Source organism: Pedobacter montanisoli (genome assembly GCF_022809115.1).
In the GTDB taxonomy this organism is placed as follows: Bacteria; Bacteroidota; Bacteroidia; order Sphingobacteriales; family Sphingobacteriaceae; genus Pedobacter; species Pedobacter montanisoli.
Genome location: NZ_JALGBH010000002.1, coordinates 824,985 through 841,899, shown reverse-complemented (window position 1 = coordinate 841,899; position 16,915 = coordinate 824,985). Strand labels below are relative to the sequence as shown.

The window sequence follows — 16,915 nt, the reverse complement described above, 5'->3', positions numbered from 1 at the left end:
CATTGAAGAAGTTTATTACAATATGCTTTGTTTTACTATCGGTTAAAGGTTTTGCACAATCTTTAACCGATAGTTTATACCTGTACCAACAATCAGGCAACATTTTATCTGCAGCCCAACAAAACGCCAATTTTTTATTGGTTACTCCTGTTAATCGAAGCGGAAAGATCAATCTGGACTATGACTATTCAAATGGTGGTTTAAGAAGGGCACAACAAGCTCAAACCACACATCAGGCAGGTTTGGTATCTGAAGGTTTTAACAAATTCGGACGTTTTGAGACTACCGGTTATTTCAGATTTTCAAGAATATGGCAAGACAGCTTATCATGGACCACCAAAGGACTTGAACAGGATGATCAGCCCTACTATTATGGCTCTATAAAAGCGGGTAGTTATGAACGTTTCAGATATGAACTAGGCGGTATCTTATCTTATAATCTCATTAAAGATAAAATATACCTCGCAACAGGTTTAAACTACCTGTATAATTCGGCCACTAGATCTGTTGATCCAAGACCACAGGTAAATACTTACCAGTTTCAGATTAAACCAGAAGTACTCTATCGCTTAAGTAAAAGTGTTATCGGTATAAACGCTTTATGGGGTTATGGTACCGAAACAATGGGTATTGCATATAAGAATATAGGTTACCGAGGAGGCGGATATCCAGACAGGGTAAATTATTTTGTACAGGGTTATGGTTATTACACCAAAAGCCAGAATGAAAGCCCATTAAAAAGATTAGATAAGCAATATGGTTTAGGCTTAACTTATACCACTTCTTTTGCTGACTACCATTTAAAAGCTGCTGCAAGCTATAAAACTATACTTGAAGACAATTACAAAGACCTAGATCAATCTGTAAGAAAATCATACGTATCTTTCTATGACACAGAAAAGTATGATATTTTTTTACAATTAGATAAACAGGATAAAAAAACACAACAACAATTACAACTTACCTATAATCAGCAGCAAAGTAATGATGTGAACATTGTTTTTTATGCTATAAACTACAAGTATTCGGCAAAAAACTTTAACCTGCAATACCTGATCAGGTTAGACCATTCTAATTATGCAAATGAGTTTGGTTTAAATGTAAACTACAATCACCTCAATAAACAGGATGTAGCAACACAGCACCACTTGCAATATGTACTTTTTGAACCCAATGTATTGTATAATGCTTACCTGAACTTTAAAAACAAAGATCGCTTAAAATTAGGCTTACAATTAGGATATCGTACACCTCTGCAAAATGAATTAAGTGTAGATCCACTACAGATTAATATTTTTACACATGATGTTATCTTTCCGGATTACCAGTTTTATAGCAGTAATACTGTAAAAACCTCTGTTTCTGTTCATTATGTTACGGCTAATCTATTTAAAAATTTCAGATCGGCCATTACTGCAAGTGCAGATTATTACCGCCAATTGTCAGTAAAAAACCAGCTTACTGATTATAATTTTAATCAGATTGGTAAGGATTTTATCTCCTGTAATTTGGGATTAAATATTTATTTTTGACACACATGAAAAAGGTATTTGCAGGACTGTTTGCAGTTTTTGGAATTTTGTTTTTTGTTTCTTTCAGAGGTACCGAATTTATCAAAGGCGACGAGCTTACACCAGATAGCTTACGTAAGATCTATAGCCAGTCTCCAGATAAATGGCCGGCGCCCAATGTAGATAAGGGAGTAAACTGGAAAGAATTGGGCGTACTACCTCCCTCTCCTATAAATCTAAAAGATGATTCTATCAAAAAGATTGTAGATCTGGGGCGTTTGTTATTTTTTGATCCACGCCTATCCTCATCTAACCAAATTTCATGTTCTAGTTGCCATGCACCCGATCTCAACTGGGCAGATGGCAGAGAGGTTTCTATTGGTCACGATCACTCACCCAATAAGCGTAATGCGATCTCTTTAGAGAATGTATGGGCGCAAAAAAAGCTTTTCTGGGATGGCAGAGCCGATAGTCTGGAACAACAGGCAGAAGGTCCGATAAGCAGCGAGATAGAAATGCATCAGGATCTGAAACAATTGGCAAAAAAAATAGGTAAAATAAAAGGTTATAAACCTTTCTTTTCTGCTGCATTTGGTACCGATAAAATTAGTAATCAACGCATATTAAAAGCATTGGCTATTTATCAGCGCACCATTGTGAGCCGTAAAACCGATTTTGACAGATTCTTAGAAGGTAAAAAAGAAGCGCTTACCGACCAGCAGGTTTTGGGATTACACCTTTTCAGAACTAAAGCCCGTTGCATAAATTGTCATAATGGTCCTTTATTTACCGATTTCGATTTTCACAATGTAGGCTTAACCTATTATGGCCGATCGCATGAAGATCTGGGTCTTTATAATATCACCAAAAAACCTGAAGATGTAGGAAAATTTAAAACACCTGGTTTACGTAATGTAATGCGTACTGCCCCTTGGTTTCATAATGGATTATTTCCTGATATGGAAGGTGTAATGAATATGTACAATGTAGGTATGCCCGTTCAAAATGTTAAACCAGAGCAGGTTAACGATCCTTTATTACCTAAAAACGACAAGCTGTTAAGAGGATTAAAGTTGAGCAAAGCAGAAAAAGATGCAGTTATCTCGTTTTTATACGCGATCAGCACTACACCATGGAAAGACAGACAACCTGAGTTGCCAAAATAGCTAATGCTAAACGCTGGTTTTCTTGTCTTTTTTAAACAGCGATTTTTTAGCCAGTTGTTTCATTTCTTCATTCTGCTCATCATTATTGTTGCTGATGATATAATAAATGAAACCCAATAGGGCTACAATAGCTACTGCGATTAAAATAAAGTTGATTTTCATCTTCTCTTGTTTTATAACGAATGTAAAATCAACAGATTAAGTATGTGTTAAGATATAATTAAACTTTAAATCTATGGCACGTATTGTTCAAGAAATAAGAGAAAAGATTATAAATGATTTTTTAGAAGAGTTCTTTTTGCTCTTCTACCCGGTTTCGCATTTTAGGTTCATGAAAATTAGAAAAGCCCACACCTATCAATCTTACTAATTTACCTTCAAAATCTGCGTTTTCTATCAGTGTTTTGGCCGAAAGGTAGGCTTCGTTTTCATTACTTATAGGATGATCAAAAGATATACTTCTGGTAATCTGCTTAAAATCTGCAAATTTTACTTTCACAGTCAATGTTCGTCCATATAAACGATATTGATTAAGTCTTTTAAAAGCAGATTGCGTAATGCGTAGTACATGTTCATACAATTCGCTTCCCTTATCAAGATCGTAACTAAAGGTGTCTTCAGAACTGATAGATTTAGTTTCTCTATCGGGTTTTACTGCCCGGTTATCTATTCCTCTTACAATGTTGTAAAAGAATTTTCCAGACTTCCCAAAAAGAACCATTAAACGTTCCTCACTTAGCTTTTTCAGGTCACTACCTTTGCGTATGCCCTGCATTTTCATGCGTTCTGCAGTAACCTTACCCACGCCATGAAATTTTTCTACCGGTAGTTTTTCCATGAATTTTTCAATTTTGGAAGGGCCTATAAAAGTCAAACCATCTGGTTTGTTCATGTCTGAAGCTATTTTGGCTACAAATTTATTGATAGAAACGCCTGCAGAAGCTGTGAGATTCAATTCCTCTTTAATCGCTTTTTTAATTTCCTCTGCAATGGTTATGGCCGAACCGATGTTCAGTTTATCTTCCGTTACATCTAAATAAGCTTCATCTAATGATAAAGGTTCTATCAGATCTGTATAACGACTAAATATTTCTCTGATCTGCCTTGAAACCTGCTTATATACATCAAACCGGGGATAGACAAAAATTGCATAAGGACATAATTGCTGTGCTTTTTTTGAAGGCATTGCAGAACGTACGCCAAAAGAACGGGCCTCATAACTGGCTGTGGCTACTACACCTCTGCCTTCAGGAGTACCTCCCACAACCAAAGGTTTACCTCTGTATTGCGGAAAATCCCGCTGCTCTACAGAAGCATAAAAAGCATCCATGTCTATATGTATAATCTTACGAACCACTTATTAAACCTATTTCTAATCTGAAATATACTTTGAATAAGCTCTATCACTCCAGAAAGTATAATTACGGCTCTTGAATTTTGTGCCATTAAAAATCAGGCTGATAAAGCCATTTTTTTCTACGAGATTGGTATGATAAATCTTGGCTTCAGGGTTTTTGATCAATACAAAATCTATAGTATGGTTCTTATTAAAGAAATCCATTCTGTCGCTCAGGTTTAAATTAGACAAATTGATTTTCTCTGTGAGATCTTTGGCCATCAGTTGGCTCCTGTACCAGGTGCCACCTTTAGGCGAAACCAAAGGCTTACCATTAAGTACCACAACGCTGTCATTATAGGCTATAACCTGTAAAGTCTTATTTTTATCTTCAAGCCAGTTGAGTAGTTTATCTTTATGTTGCGGGGTATTATAGGCATAAGTTGCATCTATAAAACCTATTCTTTTCACATAATCAGCTATCTGGTTGTTTGCACCAATGTAACCGAAAATAAAACTTCCGCCACCACTATGTCCTGTAAGATAAATTTCGGGGTTAAAATTCTTGTACTTTTCATACAATGATGCAACAATATTGGTAATTACCTGATCTGCATTTTTATATTTTTTACGCCAGGCTGGCCAGCTTTTCAGATCGTTTTCGGCATATACCACTACATAATTGCTGTGTTTGTCGGTTTCGCGTATAAAAGCAGTTTGCGCACCAATATGCTGTATATCAAAATGCCAGTCATCATTGGCACTTAATTTCTTTCCATAAGTTTGCATTGTGGTATTTCCATTAGGCAAAGCATATAAAATAACTTTTAAGGGTCTTTTATAATTAAAGTTTACAGGTTCATCTATGGTTAAAATAATACCTGTATCTATTTTAAGTGTTTTAAAGCCTGCTATTTTTTGTGATAGCGCAAGCTGTGCCGTAGCGGTTTTTACAAGCAGCAGCGTAAAAAATAAAGCTAACTTTAAGTATTGCATACCATAAAAATAAGAAGTATTTACTTAACTTTAGGCTTCTTACCTATATTTAAAACTGCACCTATAGTAAATATAGAATAACCCGCATTTAAGAATTTTCTGCTTTTTAAGCCAATGTTACTGCCTGTAGTGTACTGCAGTTGAAATTCATCACTTAACACCATACGTGTAAAAAATACAGGTTCTATGAATATATTATCTTCATTGACATGTGCTACATTATTGATGGTAAAATCTTTGGTTTCTGCATAGCTTAACCGCCAGGCCATACCATAATTCAATTTAAGCTGTGTACCAAACAAACGTATGGTATCTATTTTCTTTGAACTGTAATTTACCTGCAAAAAAGTTTTGTTATAACGGGCATGCTGTACATCAGTAGCCAACAGCATTTCCCTATTATCATAAGTACGGGTGGTCTTAATGTTTTTGCCACTACCCACACCTGCGTACACTTCTAAAATACGGTTATTATCGGGACCAAAATTTCTGAAATACCCTCCTCCTATTTCATAAAGGCTGTGTTCTAGATCTTTGCTGTATTTCTCGCTGTTAAGATATGCTGCGTTACCTATAACCGCAAAATGATCGCCAACAGCATAAGCACCGTTCACATTAAAATTTCCTTTTAAAGAAAGGTGTGCTCCGGCAGAAAATTCGCCCTGGTTGCTTAACATCGGTGTGTTGGGCACAACAGGCATATAAATAGATGAACAGGCACTTAAAGAGAGGGCTATAGCGGCGAGAATAATCTTTTTTAGCATAAAGTAAATAACGCTATTTAACAGAAAAATTATGTAACGCTTCTAAATTTAAGCCCATAATAGTGGCTGTACGTTCAAATTCGGGTTGTAAACTGGCAGTAATGTTAATATGTTCTGCGGTAAGCGGATGAACAAATGCTAAAGAACTGGCATGCAAAAGCATGGTATTCATATGGTAATGCTCTTTAAAATAACGGTTTTGCTTATTACAACCATGTGGACGGTCACCTATAATGGGATGAAAGATATGGGCAAAATGCTTGCGTAACTGGTGCATCCTTCCGGTTTTCGGATTTGCCTCTACCAAACTGTAACGGCCGGTTGGGTGTTTTCCAAATTGTACCGGTATTTCTGCTCTTTCTAAAGTTCTGAACATGGTAAAGGCTTCCTGCAATGTTCCGTTTTCTTTTGCTAACGGATAATCTATTTCCATTTCATCTGGCGTAAAGCCTCTCACTATAGCCAGGTATTTTTTCTCTACCAAACCTTCCTGAAACTGCTTCTGCATTTCTATTTCTACCTCTTTAGAAAAAGCAAACAGCAATACCCCTCCGGTTTTCCTGTCGAGGCGGTGCACCGGATTTACATGTTTACCTACCTGGTCTCTAAGCAATTGTAAAGCAAACTCTTTGGCATCGTTGGCCAGTTTAGAGCGATGAACCAATAAACCATGAGGCTTATTGATGGCAATAAGGTCATTATCCTGATAAACTATTTCTAACATGCGGAGCTAAATTATAAAATTTGTTTCCTCCGTGGGTTTAAAAATTTTAAAATTGTGTTGTAAGATTGTTTTTTAAGGTACTTATTATTTCTATCAAATTATTGATACAAAATCAGAATTTGAACTGAATAGTAGTAAATTTAACCAACTCAATTTAATTGAAATGAAGAAAAAACTACTAAGCTTATTTTTGATTGCACTGGCAGGCAACAGTTTTGCGCAAGATGCAGTTACTTACCAAAAGCCGGCAAAAGAAATTGTGGATTTACTCTTAGCTAAACCTACGCCTGGTGTAAATATAGACAGTAAGGCTGAATGGATTTTATTTAGTGAAAGAAATCCTTATCCTTCTATAGAAGAACTGGCTATGCCCGAGTATAAAATTGCTGGAATGCGTATCAATCCAAACAATTACTCGCCAAGTCGCCAGACTTTTTTCAATAATTTCAGTTTAAAGAACATTAAAACAGGAAAAACTGTAGCCATTACCGGTTTACCTGCCACATTATATGCGGGTAACATACGTTGGAACCCAAGCGAAAACAAAATAGCTTTTACCCAGACCGGTCAAAACAGAATTGACCTCTATGTTATTGATGTAGCTACAGGAAAAGCAACTAAAGTTAACAAACAGCCTTTAAACGCTATTTTAGGCTCGAGCCTTATATGGATAGATGACCAGACCCTTGTTTACCAAGTGGCTACCAAAGCTGCCAGCATGGCCCCTGCCCGTCCGTTGGCACCAAAAGGCCCTACCGTACAGGAAAATTTAGGTAAAGTTGCACCAAGCGCAACCATACAGGATTTAATTAAATCGCCTTATGATGAGCAATTATTTGAGTTTTTTGCTACATCACAGTTAGTACAAAATAAAAATGGCATTGAAACACCTATCGGTTCACCTGCTATTTACAGCTCGGTAAGTTTATCGCCAGATAAAAACTACTTTTTGGTACGTACCATCAAAAAACCTTTCTCTTATCTGGTTTCTGCCGGAGGTTTTCCTTCTGTAGTTAAAATCATTGATAGAAGTGGTAAAACAGTAAAACAACTGGCAGATTTGCCTTCTACAGAAGTTCGTCCTTCGGGTTATGATAACGTACAAAACGTTCCAAGAAGTTTTGACTGGCGTGATGATGAAGCGGCTACCATTACCTGGGCACAGCCACTTGACAGCGGATTGATCAAAAAGAAAGTAGAGTACCATGATGCTGTTTATGAGCTAAAAGCACCTTTTAGCGGATCGGCTAAAGAATTATTCAAAACCAAAACCCGTTATGCAGGTACAAGTTGGGGCAACGCTACTTTAGCTTTGGTTAGAGAAATGTCGAGAACCAACCAAACCAGTAAATTAAATCGTTTTAATCCTAGTACAGGGGCCTTAGAAACATTGTACGAATTAAATACTACAGATGCTTACAATAACCCGGGCAATCCTGTAACCGAAAAAAATAAATTTGGCCGTCAGGTAATTTTAACTACAGATAATGGCACTAAATTGTTATTGAACAATACTACAGGTGCATCACCTAAAGGCGATTTACCTTTTTTGGCAAAATTTGACCTGAACACTAAAAAATCTGAGATTTTATGGCGCTGTCAGGAAGGTACTTTTGAAACCGTAACCGATGTTTTAGACCCTCAGAAATTGGTTTTATTAACCAGACGCGAAAGTAAAACTGATGTTCCTAACTATTACATCAAAAATCTGGTTTTAAAAGTTGCCGATAGACAAATCACCAGCTTTACCAATCCATATACTGCTTTAGATGGTGTTAGCAAACAAAAAATCTCTTACAAACGTGCCGATGGCATTGACCTTACCGGAGATCTATATCTGCCTAAAGGTTACAATAAAGATAAAGACGGACCTCTGCCTGTATTGATCTGGGCATATCCGAGAGAGTTTAACTCTGCAAATGATGCTGCACAGGTACGTGGTTCGGAAAATAAATTTACTATGGTAAGTTCTGGCGGACCACTTTTCTTTGTTACACAGGGTTACGCAGTTTTAGATAATGCTGAGATGCCAATTGTTGCTAAAGATGGGAAAAGACCTAACGATTCGTTTGTTGAACAATTGAAATTAAATGCCGAAGCCGCTATTAACAAATTAAGCGAAATGGGTGTTGGCGATAGAAACAGAATGGCTGTTGGCGGTCACAGTTATGGTGCGTTTATGACTGCAAACTTATTGGCGCATACCAATTTATTTAAAGCTGGTATTGCCCGTAGTGGTGCTTACAACCGTACTTTAACACCTTTTGGTTTTCAGAATGAAGATAGAACTTACTGGCAAGCTCCTCAATTGTATTATGAAATGAGTCCGTTCAGCTATGCAGATAAAATTAAAACGCCTATATTATTGATCCATGGCGAAATGGACGATAATCAGGGAACATTCCCAATTAATAGTGAGCGTTTATTTAATGCAATTAAAGGTCATGGCGGTACTACACGCTTTGTATATTTACCTTACGAAGCTCATGGCTACCGTGCTAAAGAAAATATTATGCACATGCTTTGGGAAACTAACCGTTGGTTAGATACCTATGTAAAAAATGCAAAACCGGCATCTGCCAGATAATTAAATTTGCATATAAATTTTAGATGAGGGTGTTCATTAGTCTTACGTCATTCCGTACTCGATACGGAATCTTTGAACTGAGATAAGATACTGAAACGACTTGTCCCGAATTCAATCGGGAAGTTCAGGATGACGATAAACCTAATTTGAACCCCCTCATTCATTTAAACCATTTAACCATGAACACTACACTTGCATTGATCAGAGCCACACGTAAAAAATTCATAGAATTTACAGAAGCTTTTACCATTGAACAGCTTAACCAAATCCCAACAGGTTTTAACAACAATATTGCATGGCACCTGGGGCATATTATGGTTAGCCAGCAATTATTAAGTTACAAATTAACCGGGAACCCTTGTTTAGTTAGTGATACACTACTGGAAAAATACAGACATGGCACAAAACCCGAATCGTTCATTAACGAAGCCGAAATTGAGGAAATCAAACATTATCTTTTAGCCAATATAGACCAACTGGAAGCAGATCTGCAAACCGATAAATTTGACCAGTTTAAAACTTATAACATCGCTACTTATAACTTTACCCTGAATAATATTAAAGATGTGGTTACTTTAGTTTCAAACCACGATGGGTTGCATTATGGCTATTGCATGGCCATGAGAAAGCTACTCTAATCAAAAACAGTCCTTTAAAGGTTTATTTAAATCTTATTGCTTTTAAAGGACTGATTTTACCAATTAACATAGCTGGTACCAAAAGTACCAATGTACAAATAACCGCCGTACCTATATTCAGTAATAAGATATCCATTACATGAAATTCTACCGGAACAAAAGAAAGATAGTAACTGGCCTGATCTAATTTTATAAAATGGGTTTGCTGTTGCAAAATACCTATGCCAATACCCAATAAGTTACCTAATACAAGACCTATTCCTATAAGATACAAAGCATTATAAATAAATATTTTCATAATGCTGGCATTACCCGCTCCCATTGCTTTAAGCATTCCGATCATATTGGTGCGCTCTAATATCATGATAAGCAGTGCCGTAATCATGTTAATTAAGCCTACAATCATCATTAACACCAGCAAAACCTGAGTATTTACATCTAATAAAGAAAGCCAGTTAAAAATTTCAGGACTGCTTTCCATTACAGAACGTGATCTTAATTTTAATTCAAGGTCATGGTAAACCTGATCGGCTGTGAATTTTAACCGACTAAAATCTTTAACCTTTACTTCTATTCCACCCGTTTCTTGTGCCTGCCAGTTGTTTAATCTTCTGATGAGGTTTAAATCGCCAATTACAAAGTTCTTGTCTAAATTATCTATGCCTATGTTAAAAATACCCACAATAGTTACTTTTCGCTTTTTAGGTGGGTTTTGTATAAAGTGCATAATAAAGCTGTCGCCAACTTTAAGTTTTAATCTTTTTGCCGTAAACTCAGAAACCAAGATTTCTTTCATAGCTGCAGCACTATCGGCAAAATTGATTACCCTGCCCTGCACCAAATGTTCTTTTAAATAAGACCAGTCATATAAACTGTCTATCCCTTTGTAATTAACAGCTTCTACTTCGCCATTTACCACAAGAATAGAAGGTTTAACTGCAAATGGATAATAAGTGAACAGGTCTTTGTTGTTCTTAAGTGCTTTTAAGGTAGTATCATTAGGTATAAAGGGCGATTTTTCAAACGAGCCGTTCAGATCATAACGGTAAATCTGTATATCGCCTACAAAACCTCTTACTTTATTCTGAATTTCAGTTTTAAAGCCTTTTATAACCGCAACAGATAAGATCATTGCTGCCAAACTAAGCATGATACCTATAATGGCTATACGTACTATTAATTTAGAAAAGGTACGCTCTGATTTTAAGGATATTCTGCCGGCTATAAAATATTCGAAGTTCAAAATTTTACGATAAATTGTATATTAGCAAAAATGCTAATTCAAAATTGAATTAACACATAAATGTTTAAAAAACTCATCATGAACAAAACTATTGCAGCACTTAAAATTTGTTTATTTGCTTTTGTATTTTCTGCATGCGGACAAGGTGTTTCGCATAAAGCACCTGCCTCAAAACAGCAGAACAAGAGCAAATCTGTAGAAGCGAGCATTAAAACCGGAGCCGAACAAACCGATCTTTATCTCCCTATGCTAAAAGGAAAAAGAGTGGGTATGGTAGTTAATCCTACCTCTGTTATAGGTAAAGAAACCACGGTAGATGCATTACTGAAATTAGGCGTTAACATTGTTAAGATATTTGGCCCTGAACATGGCTTTAGAGGTGATGCAAGTGCAGGTATTCATGTTGATGATTCGATAGATAAAGCTACAGGCATTAAAGTAGTTTCTTTGTATGGTAAGAACAGCACACCAACTAAAGAAAACCTTGAAGATATTGATATTTTGATCTTTGATATACAGGATGTTGGCGTTCGTTTCTATACTTATATCAATACTTTGCAGCATGTAATGGAAGCTGGTGCAATGTACAATAAAGAAGTGATCATTTTAGACAGACCTAATCCAAACGGTTACCTGATAGACGGGCCTATTTTAGATCCTAAATACAAATCGGGCATAGGCTTACAACCTATACCTATTGCACATGGTTTAACTATAGGCGAATATGCACAGATGTTAAACGGCGAAGGTTGGTTAAAAGACGGTTTAAAGTGTAAGATCAAAGTCATCAAAAATGCCAATTACACACATGATATGCCTTATGTGCTGCCTGTAAAACCATCGCCTAACCTAAATACACAACAATCTATACTATTGTACCCAAGTACCTGTTTATTTGAAGGTATTTATGTAAACCATGGTCGTGGCACGCAGTTTCCTTTCACCATATTGGGAGCTCCTTATTACAAAGGGATCTATCAGTTCTCATTTACGCCAACTGGCATAAAAGGCATGGCCGAAACACCTATTTTTAAAGATGAGGTATGCTACGGAATAGATTTAAGAAATTACGATACTTCTATTTTAAGAAAAACCAAGCAGATCAATTTAAGCTGGTTAATAGAATTATACCAGAAATCGCCACGTAAAGAAGATTTCTTTAATTCTAAACTGAGCAACCAGATGGGTACCATAGAAAAATTAGTAGGTGTTGGCGATTTCCGTCAACAAATTATTGATGGAAAATCTGAAGCCGAGATCAGAAAAAGTTGGGAACCAGGTTTAAGTAAGTATAAAGAAATGCGCAAAAAATACCTGCTTTATCCTTAAGTAGGTTTTATTGCTCTATTAAATTTATAGCATTAACATGAGAATTGTTTTTATGGGTACGCCCGATTTTGCCGTGGCGTCATTAGCTGCTTTAAAAGATGCAGGATTTGATATTGTTGGGGTGGTTACTGCGGCAGATAAACCGGCAGGAAGAGGTCAGAAGTTAAATGAAAGTGCTGTAAAAAAATATGCTGTGGCCCATGGTTTAAAGGTATTACAGCCTTTAAAGCTAAAAGACCCTGATTTTTTAACAGAATTAAGCGAGCTAAAAGCAGATTTGCAAGTGGTTGTGGCTTTTAGGATGTTGCCCGAAGTGGTATGGAATATGCCGCCAAAAGGCACCATTAATCTTCATGGTTCGTTATTACCGCAATACCGTGGTGCAGCGCCAATTAACCATGCTATTATTAACGGCGAAACTGAAAGTGGTGTAACTACATTTTTTCTGAAACATGAAATAGACACCGGAGATGTGATCTTTAGTGAAAAAGTACACATAGATCCCGATGAAAACGCGGGATCTTTACATGATAAATTAATGGAAACAGGTGCTAAGCTAATCGTTAAAACAGTAACAGCTATTAGCGATAACACTTACACTGAAACACCACAACCTATAAGTGCAAACTTAAAAGCTGCACCCAAAATCTTTAAAGACTTTTGTAAGATAGACTGGAACCAGCCTACCAGTCAGGTTTATAACCACATTAGAGGATTGAGCCCTTACCCTACCGCTTTTACAGTTTTTCAGGATAAATTACTGAAAGTTTTTGAAGCCAGCCCTGAATATGTGCAACATAGCGCTAAACCGGGAGATTTTTTGAGCGATGGCAAAACTTACCTCAAAGTGGCCACAACAAATGGCTATATAAACCTGTTGGATGTACAATATGAAGGGAAAAAGCGTATGCGTATAGATGAATTTCTACGTGGCATAAGGCTTAACTAATCACTTAATTAATTATATGGATAATCAGCAGAAAGTATTACTTGAGCAGAAGAAGAAACAACTTCAATTGCAAATTGCTGTACAAAAAGAAATCAGTATGCGTATTTCGGGCTGGTTATCCATTTATGATGAAATTCTTGAAAATAAAGTTGAACACAGTCTTCATGAAATAGAAGCCCATGATCCAGAAACTTTAATTTACTGGCAAAAGGCTTTAAATGAGGCTCCACTAATTGCTTATCAATTAGACAGCAAACTGTTAAACTTTAATAATGAAACCTGGGTACAAACAACTCTATATCGCAATTTTCCTTCTCAAAATCCACTTCGTTTTGTACCGCCACTTATGGAACAGTATTTAAGCGATGATGTAAAAAGCTTATTAGAAACAGCTTTAACACAAAAAGATTTACTTGATGATACAGAGTTGTATTTATGTTACCTGTATTATTATCCCGTTATTAAAATAAAACTGAACGAGGCCTTAAAGCATGCAAACTTATTGTTCGATCATCCGCTTGAAGATATTGCCTTGTTTACTACAGACCGAAACTGGCTTTTCTTTAAATCGATGGAAGACCAGTATTATTTCGGTTCAAAAGTATAAATCAGCTTAAAGTTTCGTTTAGCTTAGTACTTAAAAACTTAGCTTTTTCATTAAAATAACGCTTACGCCCATAGCCCATTACCCATCTTATACCCGATACGGCATTGGTTACAAAAACCTCATCGGCTTCGGTAAGTATTTGCGGATTAATCTGGGCTTCCACAATCTGAATATCATTCTGTTTAGCCAGTTGCATTACTACTGTGCGCATTACACCGGCAATGCAGCCTTCTTCTAATGAAGGTGTATAGATCTGATCTTTATAAACTACAAACAAGTTTGAACTGATACTCTCGCATAAAAAACCATTGTGGTTTAAAATCAGTGCTTCATCTAAACGGTGTTTCTTTTTGTAAATACCAGCCAGTACAAATAAAAGGCTGTTAATGGTTTTACAGTTAGAAAGTTTATCTATGTGCTTGGTCAATTCATCGTACACATCAATAATAAGCCCCTTTTTATTGAGTTCATAGTGATTGTTATCTAAACTTTCAGCTTCCAATACATAGCCCGCTTTATTGCTATCAGGCGTGTACAATCCTGCTCCGCCTCTGTAAACGGTTAGGCGATAGCGTACATTTCCCTGCAGGCGATTTTTTTTTTGTAATTCGGCTGTTTTTTGTTTCAGAAAATACTCATCCAATAAATTGTAACCATCTATTTTAAGTGTTTTCATCCCCGCTTTAAGCCTATCGGCATGCAGTTCGGCAAACTGTAATTTACCATTAACCATACGCATGCTTTCAAAAACACCATCTCCATACCTAAAGGCTCTGTTATTGGCCGTTAATACAGGATGATTACTTAATACAAATTCGTCGTTAACTAAAATATATGGGTTGCTCATTTAATCCTGTACTTGTTTAACGTAATTACGCCATTTTTCTAAAACGCTTTCAAAATCTTGCGGTAAAGGAGCTTCAAATTCCATATATTTTCCGGTAGATGGATGAATAAAGCCTAAGGTTTGCGCATGCAAAGCCTGTCTGGGCATCATTTCAAAGCAGTTGTTTACAAATTGTTTGTATTTACTGAACGTTGTACCCTTTAAAATCTTATCACCTCCGTAAGTAGAATCGCTAAATAAAGGATGTCCAATGTGTTTCATATGTGCTCTGATCTGGTGCGTGCGGCCTGTTTCTAACTGGCAGCTTACCAAAGTAACATAGTTTAAACGCTCTATAACGTGGTAATTGGTTACAGACCATTTACCTTTGGTTTCATCGTCATACACATCCTGTATAATCCTGTTTTTAAGGCTTCGGCCAATATATCCCTCTATCCTTCCATCGTTTTCAATATCTCCCCATGCCAATGCAATGTACTTACGTTTAATGCTGTGGTCAAAAAATTGCTTAGCCAGCTTAGTCATGGTAATCTCGTTCTTACTGATCAGCAACAAGCCCGAAGTATCTTTATCTATACGGTGCACTAAGCCCGGACGCCCATCATTACCGGGTAAAGTAGGTAGTTGGGTAAAATGATAAGTAAGCGCATTAACCAAGGTTCCAGTATAATTGTTGTAACCCGGGTGTACCACCATACCCGCAGGTTTATTTACTACCAACAGGTCATCATCTTCATAAACAATTTCTAAAGGTATATTTTCGGGATAAACTTCTGTATCTCGGGGCGGGTGTGCAAATACAATAGAAATCTCATCTAAAGGTTTTACCTTATAACTCGATTTTACCGTTTGCTTATTAACCAGTACATTACCTGCATCAATTGAGTTCTGTATTCTGTTTCTTGATGCATTTTCTATACGGTGCATCAAAAACTTGTCAATACGCAATAAAGACTGTCCTTTATCCACAACAATATTGAAATGCTCATATAAGTCCTGCTCTTCTTCTTCGGGGTCTATTGCATATTTTTCCATTCAGCAAAAATAAATTATCGAATTGATAATTAATAAAAACAATTTGGCTTATTATTTGCTTTTGATGTGTGACTTATGATGGTTTGGCTATGAAAAACTTTTCCTCTAACGTAAAAATTATACTCAACTTTTTTCCGTATCTAATCAAAATGATATATTTTCGTAATTGAATATATATCAAACAAAGATGAAGACGTACTTCAATTTACTGAAAAAAGGTGCATTAATCGGTTCTCTTTTACTTCCATTAGGCGTTTCTGCCCAGGATCAGGTTTCTGATCTGATGAAAGGAAGTCCCGAAGATGCAGGTAAACTGGCTAATGCCTATTTAACCCCAGCGTTAAATGGTTTTGGCTTAGGTTTAAATTCTGGCTGGTACAATTCGGCCAAAGCTAAAAATACACTCAGGTTCGATTTAAGATTTACAGCAACAGCTGCTTTTGTTCCGCAAAGCGACAGGACTTTTGATGTAAACAGCTTAGGTCTTAAAACCATGAGTGCTGTGGGTAGCTCTATAACACCTACCATATCTGGTCCCGATCAAACAGGTGCAAGAATGCGCTTAAATAGTAACGGACAGGAATTTAATTTGCCTGAGGGTATTGGTGTAAGCATTGTGCCTTCGCCGCAAATACAGTTAACGGTAGGTTTACCTAAAAATATAGACGTTTCTTTACGTTATATTCCAAAAATTGACCTGAATGATTTTGGTAAGGTTGATTTATTTGGTGCTGGTGCTAAAATAGAAGTTCTACCCCTTATTTTAGGCAAAGTAGATAAGATTGTACCAGTGGATGTGGCTATAGCTGTAGGTTATACACAATTTAACTGGGATATTCCTTTAGAAGTTGGGGATAACAGCAAACACGATCAACACATCTCTACCAAAATTAAAGGTTTAAATATAGATGCCATTGTATCTAAACGTTTCCTTTTCTTTACGCCTTTTGCAAGTGTGGGTTTCAATAACTCAAATGCAGATATTAGGGCTTTAGGTACTTATCAGTTTGGTTCTGATACCGTAGTTGATCCTTTTACCATTAAACAGGATTATGTTAACGGTTTAAAGGCTTCTGTGGGTTTCCAGTTACATCTGGCTTTCTTCAGATTATACGGTTCTTACACCCAGTCTAAATATGGTTATGTAAATGCCGGTATTGGTTTTGGTATGGGTAAATAAACG

Annotated in this window: 16 protein-coding genes; 8 read left to right on the top strand and 8 right to left on the bottom strand. The window is 36.5% G+C overall.

The window, feature by feature from the left end:
* Positions 1-2 precede the first annotated feature (2 nt).
* Both MMF97_RS11500 and MMF97_RS11495 read left to right on the top strand, forming a co-directional pair.
* The gene (locus MMF97_RS11500) at positions 3-1,532 is read left to right on the top strand and encodes a DUF6850 family outer membrane beta-barrel protein (protein ID WP_243362486.1); all 1,530 of its coding nucleotides are present in this window, start codon (positions 3-5) and stop codon (positions 1,530-1,532) included.
* Positions 1,533-1,537: 5 nt separating this feature from the next.
* Positions 1,538-2,677, top strand: a complete 1,140-nt coding sequence (locus MMF97_RS11495; RefSeq protein ID WP_243362485.1) for a cytochrome-c peroxidase — start codon at positions 1,538-1,540, stop codon at positions 2,675-2,677.
* A 6-nt stretch (positions 2,678-2,683) separates the two neighbouring features.
* Here the strand turns inward: MMF97_RS11495 and MMF97_RS11490 are convergent, their stop codons facing one another.
* The 5 genes from MMF97_RS11490 to MMF97_RS11470 form a co-directional block, all read right to left on the bottom strand.
* A complete protein-coding gene (locus MMF97_RS11490) occupies positions 2,684-2,839 on the bottom strand; it encodes a hypothetical protein (RefSeq protein WP_243362484.1) in 156 nt (51 codons plus the stop codon).
* 121 nt (positions 2,840-2,960) lie between these two features.
* Complete coding sequence (gene dinB / locus MMF97_RS11485) at positions 2,961-4,034, bottom strand: DNA polymerase IV (RefSeq protein WP_317228608.1); 1,074 nt, start codon at positions 4,032-4,034, stop codon at positions 2,961-2,963.
* A gap of 15 nt (positions 4,035-4,049) precedes the next feature.
* The gene (locus MMF97_RS11480) at positions 4,050-5,009 is read right to left on the bottom strand and encodes a hypothetical protein (protein WP_243362482.1); all 960 of its coding nucleotides are present in this window, start codon (positions 5,007-5,009) and stop codon (positions 4,050-4,052) included.
* 20 nt (positions 5,010-5,029) lie between these two features.
* On the bottom strand, positions 5,030-5,773 hold the full coding sequence (locus MMF97_RS11475; RefSeq protein WP_243362481.1) for an outer membrane beta-barrel protein: 744 nt from the start codon (positions 5,771-5,773) through the stop codon (positions 5,030-5,032).
* A gap of 13 nt (positions 5,774-5,786) precedes the next feature.
* Positions 5,787-6,497, bottom strand: coding sequence for a pseudouridine synthase (locus MMF97_RS11470; RefSeq protein WP_243362479.1), 711 nt, complete (start codon positions 6,495-6,497; stop codon positions 5,787-5,789).
* Positions 6,498-6,660: 163 nt separating this feature from the next.
* Between MMF97_RS11470 and MMF97_RS11465 the strand changes: the two genes are divergently transcribed.
* Both MMF97_RS11465 and MMF97_RS11460 read left to right on the top strand, forming a co-directional pair.
* Entirely contained in the window at positions 6,661-9,084 is a 2,424-nt protein-coding gene (locus tag MMF97_RS11465; protein ID WP_243362478.1) for an alpha/beta hydrolase family protein, read from the top strand.
* 179 nt (positions 9,085-9,263) lie between these two features.
* Complete coding sequence (locus MMF97_RS11460) at positions 9,264-9,722, top strand: DinB family protein (RefSeq protein ID WP_243362476.1); 459 nt, start codon at positions 9,264-9,266, stop codon at positions 9,720-9,722.
* 22 nt (positions 9,723-9,744) lie between these two features.
* Here the strand turns inward: MMF97_RS11460 and MMF97_RS11455 are convergent, their stop codons facing one another.
* On the bottom strand, positions 9,745-10,965 hold the full coding sequence (locus tag MMF97_RS11455; RefSeq protein ID WP_243362474.1) for an ABC transporter permease: 1,221 nt from the start codon (positions 10,963-10,965) through the stop codon (positions 9,745-9,747).
* Between the two features lie 60 nt (positions 10,966-11,025).
* Between MMF97_RS11455 and MMF97_RS11450 the strand changes: the two genes are divergently transcribed.
* The 3 genes from MMF97_RS11450 to MMF97_RS11440 are packed head-to-tail and all read left to right on the top strand — an operon-like array spanning position 11,026 to position 13,850.
* Positions 11,026-12,294 carry an exo-beta-N-acetylmuramidase NamZ family protein gene (locus tag MMF97_RS11450; RefSeq protein ID WP_243362473.1) on the top strand — a complete coding sequence of 423 codons (1,269 nt, stop codon included), beginning with the start codon at positions 11,026-11,028 and terminating at the stop codon, positions 12,292-12,294.
* A 37-nt stretch (positions 12,295-12,331) separates the two neighbouring features.
* Entirely contained in the window at positions 12,332-13,243 is a 912-nt protein-coding gene (gene fmt, locus MMF97_RS11445) for a methionyl-tRNA formyltransferase (RefSeq protein WP_243362472.1), read from the top strand.
* A 16-nt stretch (positions 13,244-13,259) separates the two neighbouring features.
* Positions 13,260-13,850: a hypothetical protein gene (locus MMF97_RS11440; RefSeq protein WP_243362471.1), complete on the top strand. Its 591-nt coding sequence runs from the start codon at positions 13,260-13,262 to the stop codon at positions 13,848-13,850.
* A 1-nt stretch (position 13,851) separates the two neighbouring features.
* Here MMF97_RS11440 and MMF97_RS11435 read toward each other — a convergent pair whose 3' ends face one another.
* Together MMF97_RS11435 and MMF97_RS11430 are read right to left on the bottom strand one after the other, a co-directional pair.
* Complete coding sequence (locus MMF97_RS11435) at positions 13,852-14,697, bottom strand: aminotransferase class IV (protein WP_243362470.1); 846 nt, start codon at positions 14,695-14,697, stop codon at positions 13,852-13,854.
* Entirely contained in the window at positions 14,698-15,732 is a 1,035-nt protein-coding gene (locus MMF97_RS11430) for an RluA family pseudouridine synthase (protein ID WP_243362469.1), read from the bottom strand.
* Between the two features lie 187 nt (positions 15,733-15,919).
* Here MMF97_RS11430 and MMF97_RS11425 point away from each other — a divergent pair, with 187 nt between their 5' ends.
* The gene (locus MMF97_RS11425) at positions 15,920-16,912 is read left to right on the top strand and encodes a DUF6588 family protein (protein ID WP_243362467.1); all 993 of its coding nucleotides are present in this window, start codon (positions 15,920-15,922) and stop codon (positions 16,910-16,912) included.
* Positions 16,913-16,915: the final 3 nt, after the last annotated feature.

Bases quoted from the DNA above. Each gene is read 5' to 3' on its own strand.
- MMF97_RS11495 (WP_243362485.1), top strand. From the start codon at position 1,538: ATGAAAAAGGTATTTGCAGGACTGTTTGCAGTTTTTGGAATTTTGTTT.
- MMF97_RS11490 (WP_243362484.1), bottom strand. From the start codon at position 2,839: ATGAAAATCAACTTTATTTTAATCGCAGTAGCTATTGTAGCCCTATTG.
- MMF97_RS11480 (WP_243362482.1), bottom strand. From the start codon at position 5,009: ATGCAATACTTAAAGTTAGCTTTATTTTTTACGCTGCTGCTTGTAAAA.
- MMF97_RS11475 (WP_243362481.1), bottom strand. From the start codon at position 5,773: ATGCTAAAAAAGATTATTCTCGCCGCTATAGCCCTCTCTTTAAGTGCC.
- MMF97_RS11470 (WP_243362479.1), bottom strand. From the start codon at position 6,497: ATGTTAGAAATAGTTTATCAGGATAATGACCTTATTGCCATCAATAAG.
- MMF97_RS11465 (WP_243362478.1), top strand. From the start codon at position 6,661: ATGAAGAAAAAACTACTAAGCTTATTTTTGATTGCACTGGCAGGCAAC.
- MMF97_RS11460 (WP_243362476.1), top strand. From the start codon at position 9,264: ATGAACACTACACTTGCATTGATCAGAGCCACACGTAAAAAATTCATA.
- MMF97_RS11450 (WP_243362473.1), top strand. From the start codon at position 11,026: ATGTTTAAAAAACTCATCATGAACAAAACTATTGCAGCACTTAAAATT.
- fmt (WP_243362472.1), top strand. From the start codon at position 12,332: ATGAGAATTGTTTTTATGGGTACGCCCGATTTTGCCGTGGCGTCATTA.
- MMF97_RS11440 (WP_243362471.1), top strand. From the start codon at position 13,260: ATGGATAATCAGCAGAAAGTATTACTTGAGCAGAAGAAGAAACAACTT.
- MMF97_RS11435 (WP_243362470.1), bottom strand. From the start codon at position 14,697: ATGAGCAACCCATATATTTTAGTTAACGACGAATTTGTATTAAGTAAT.
- MMF97_RS11430 (WP_243362469.1), bottom strand. From the start codon at position 15,732: ATGGAAAAATATGCAATAGACCCCGAAGAAGAAGAGCAGGACTTATAT.
- MMF97_RS11425 (WP_243362467.1), top strand. From the start codon at position 15,920: ATGAAGACGTACTTCAATTTACTGAAAAAAGGTGCATTAATCGGTTCT.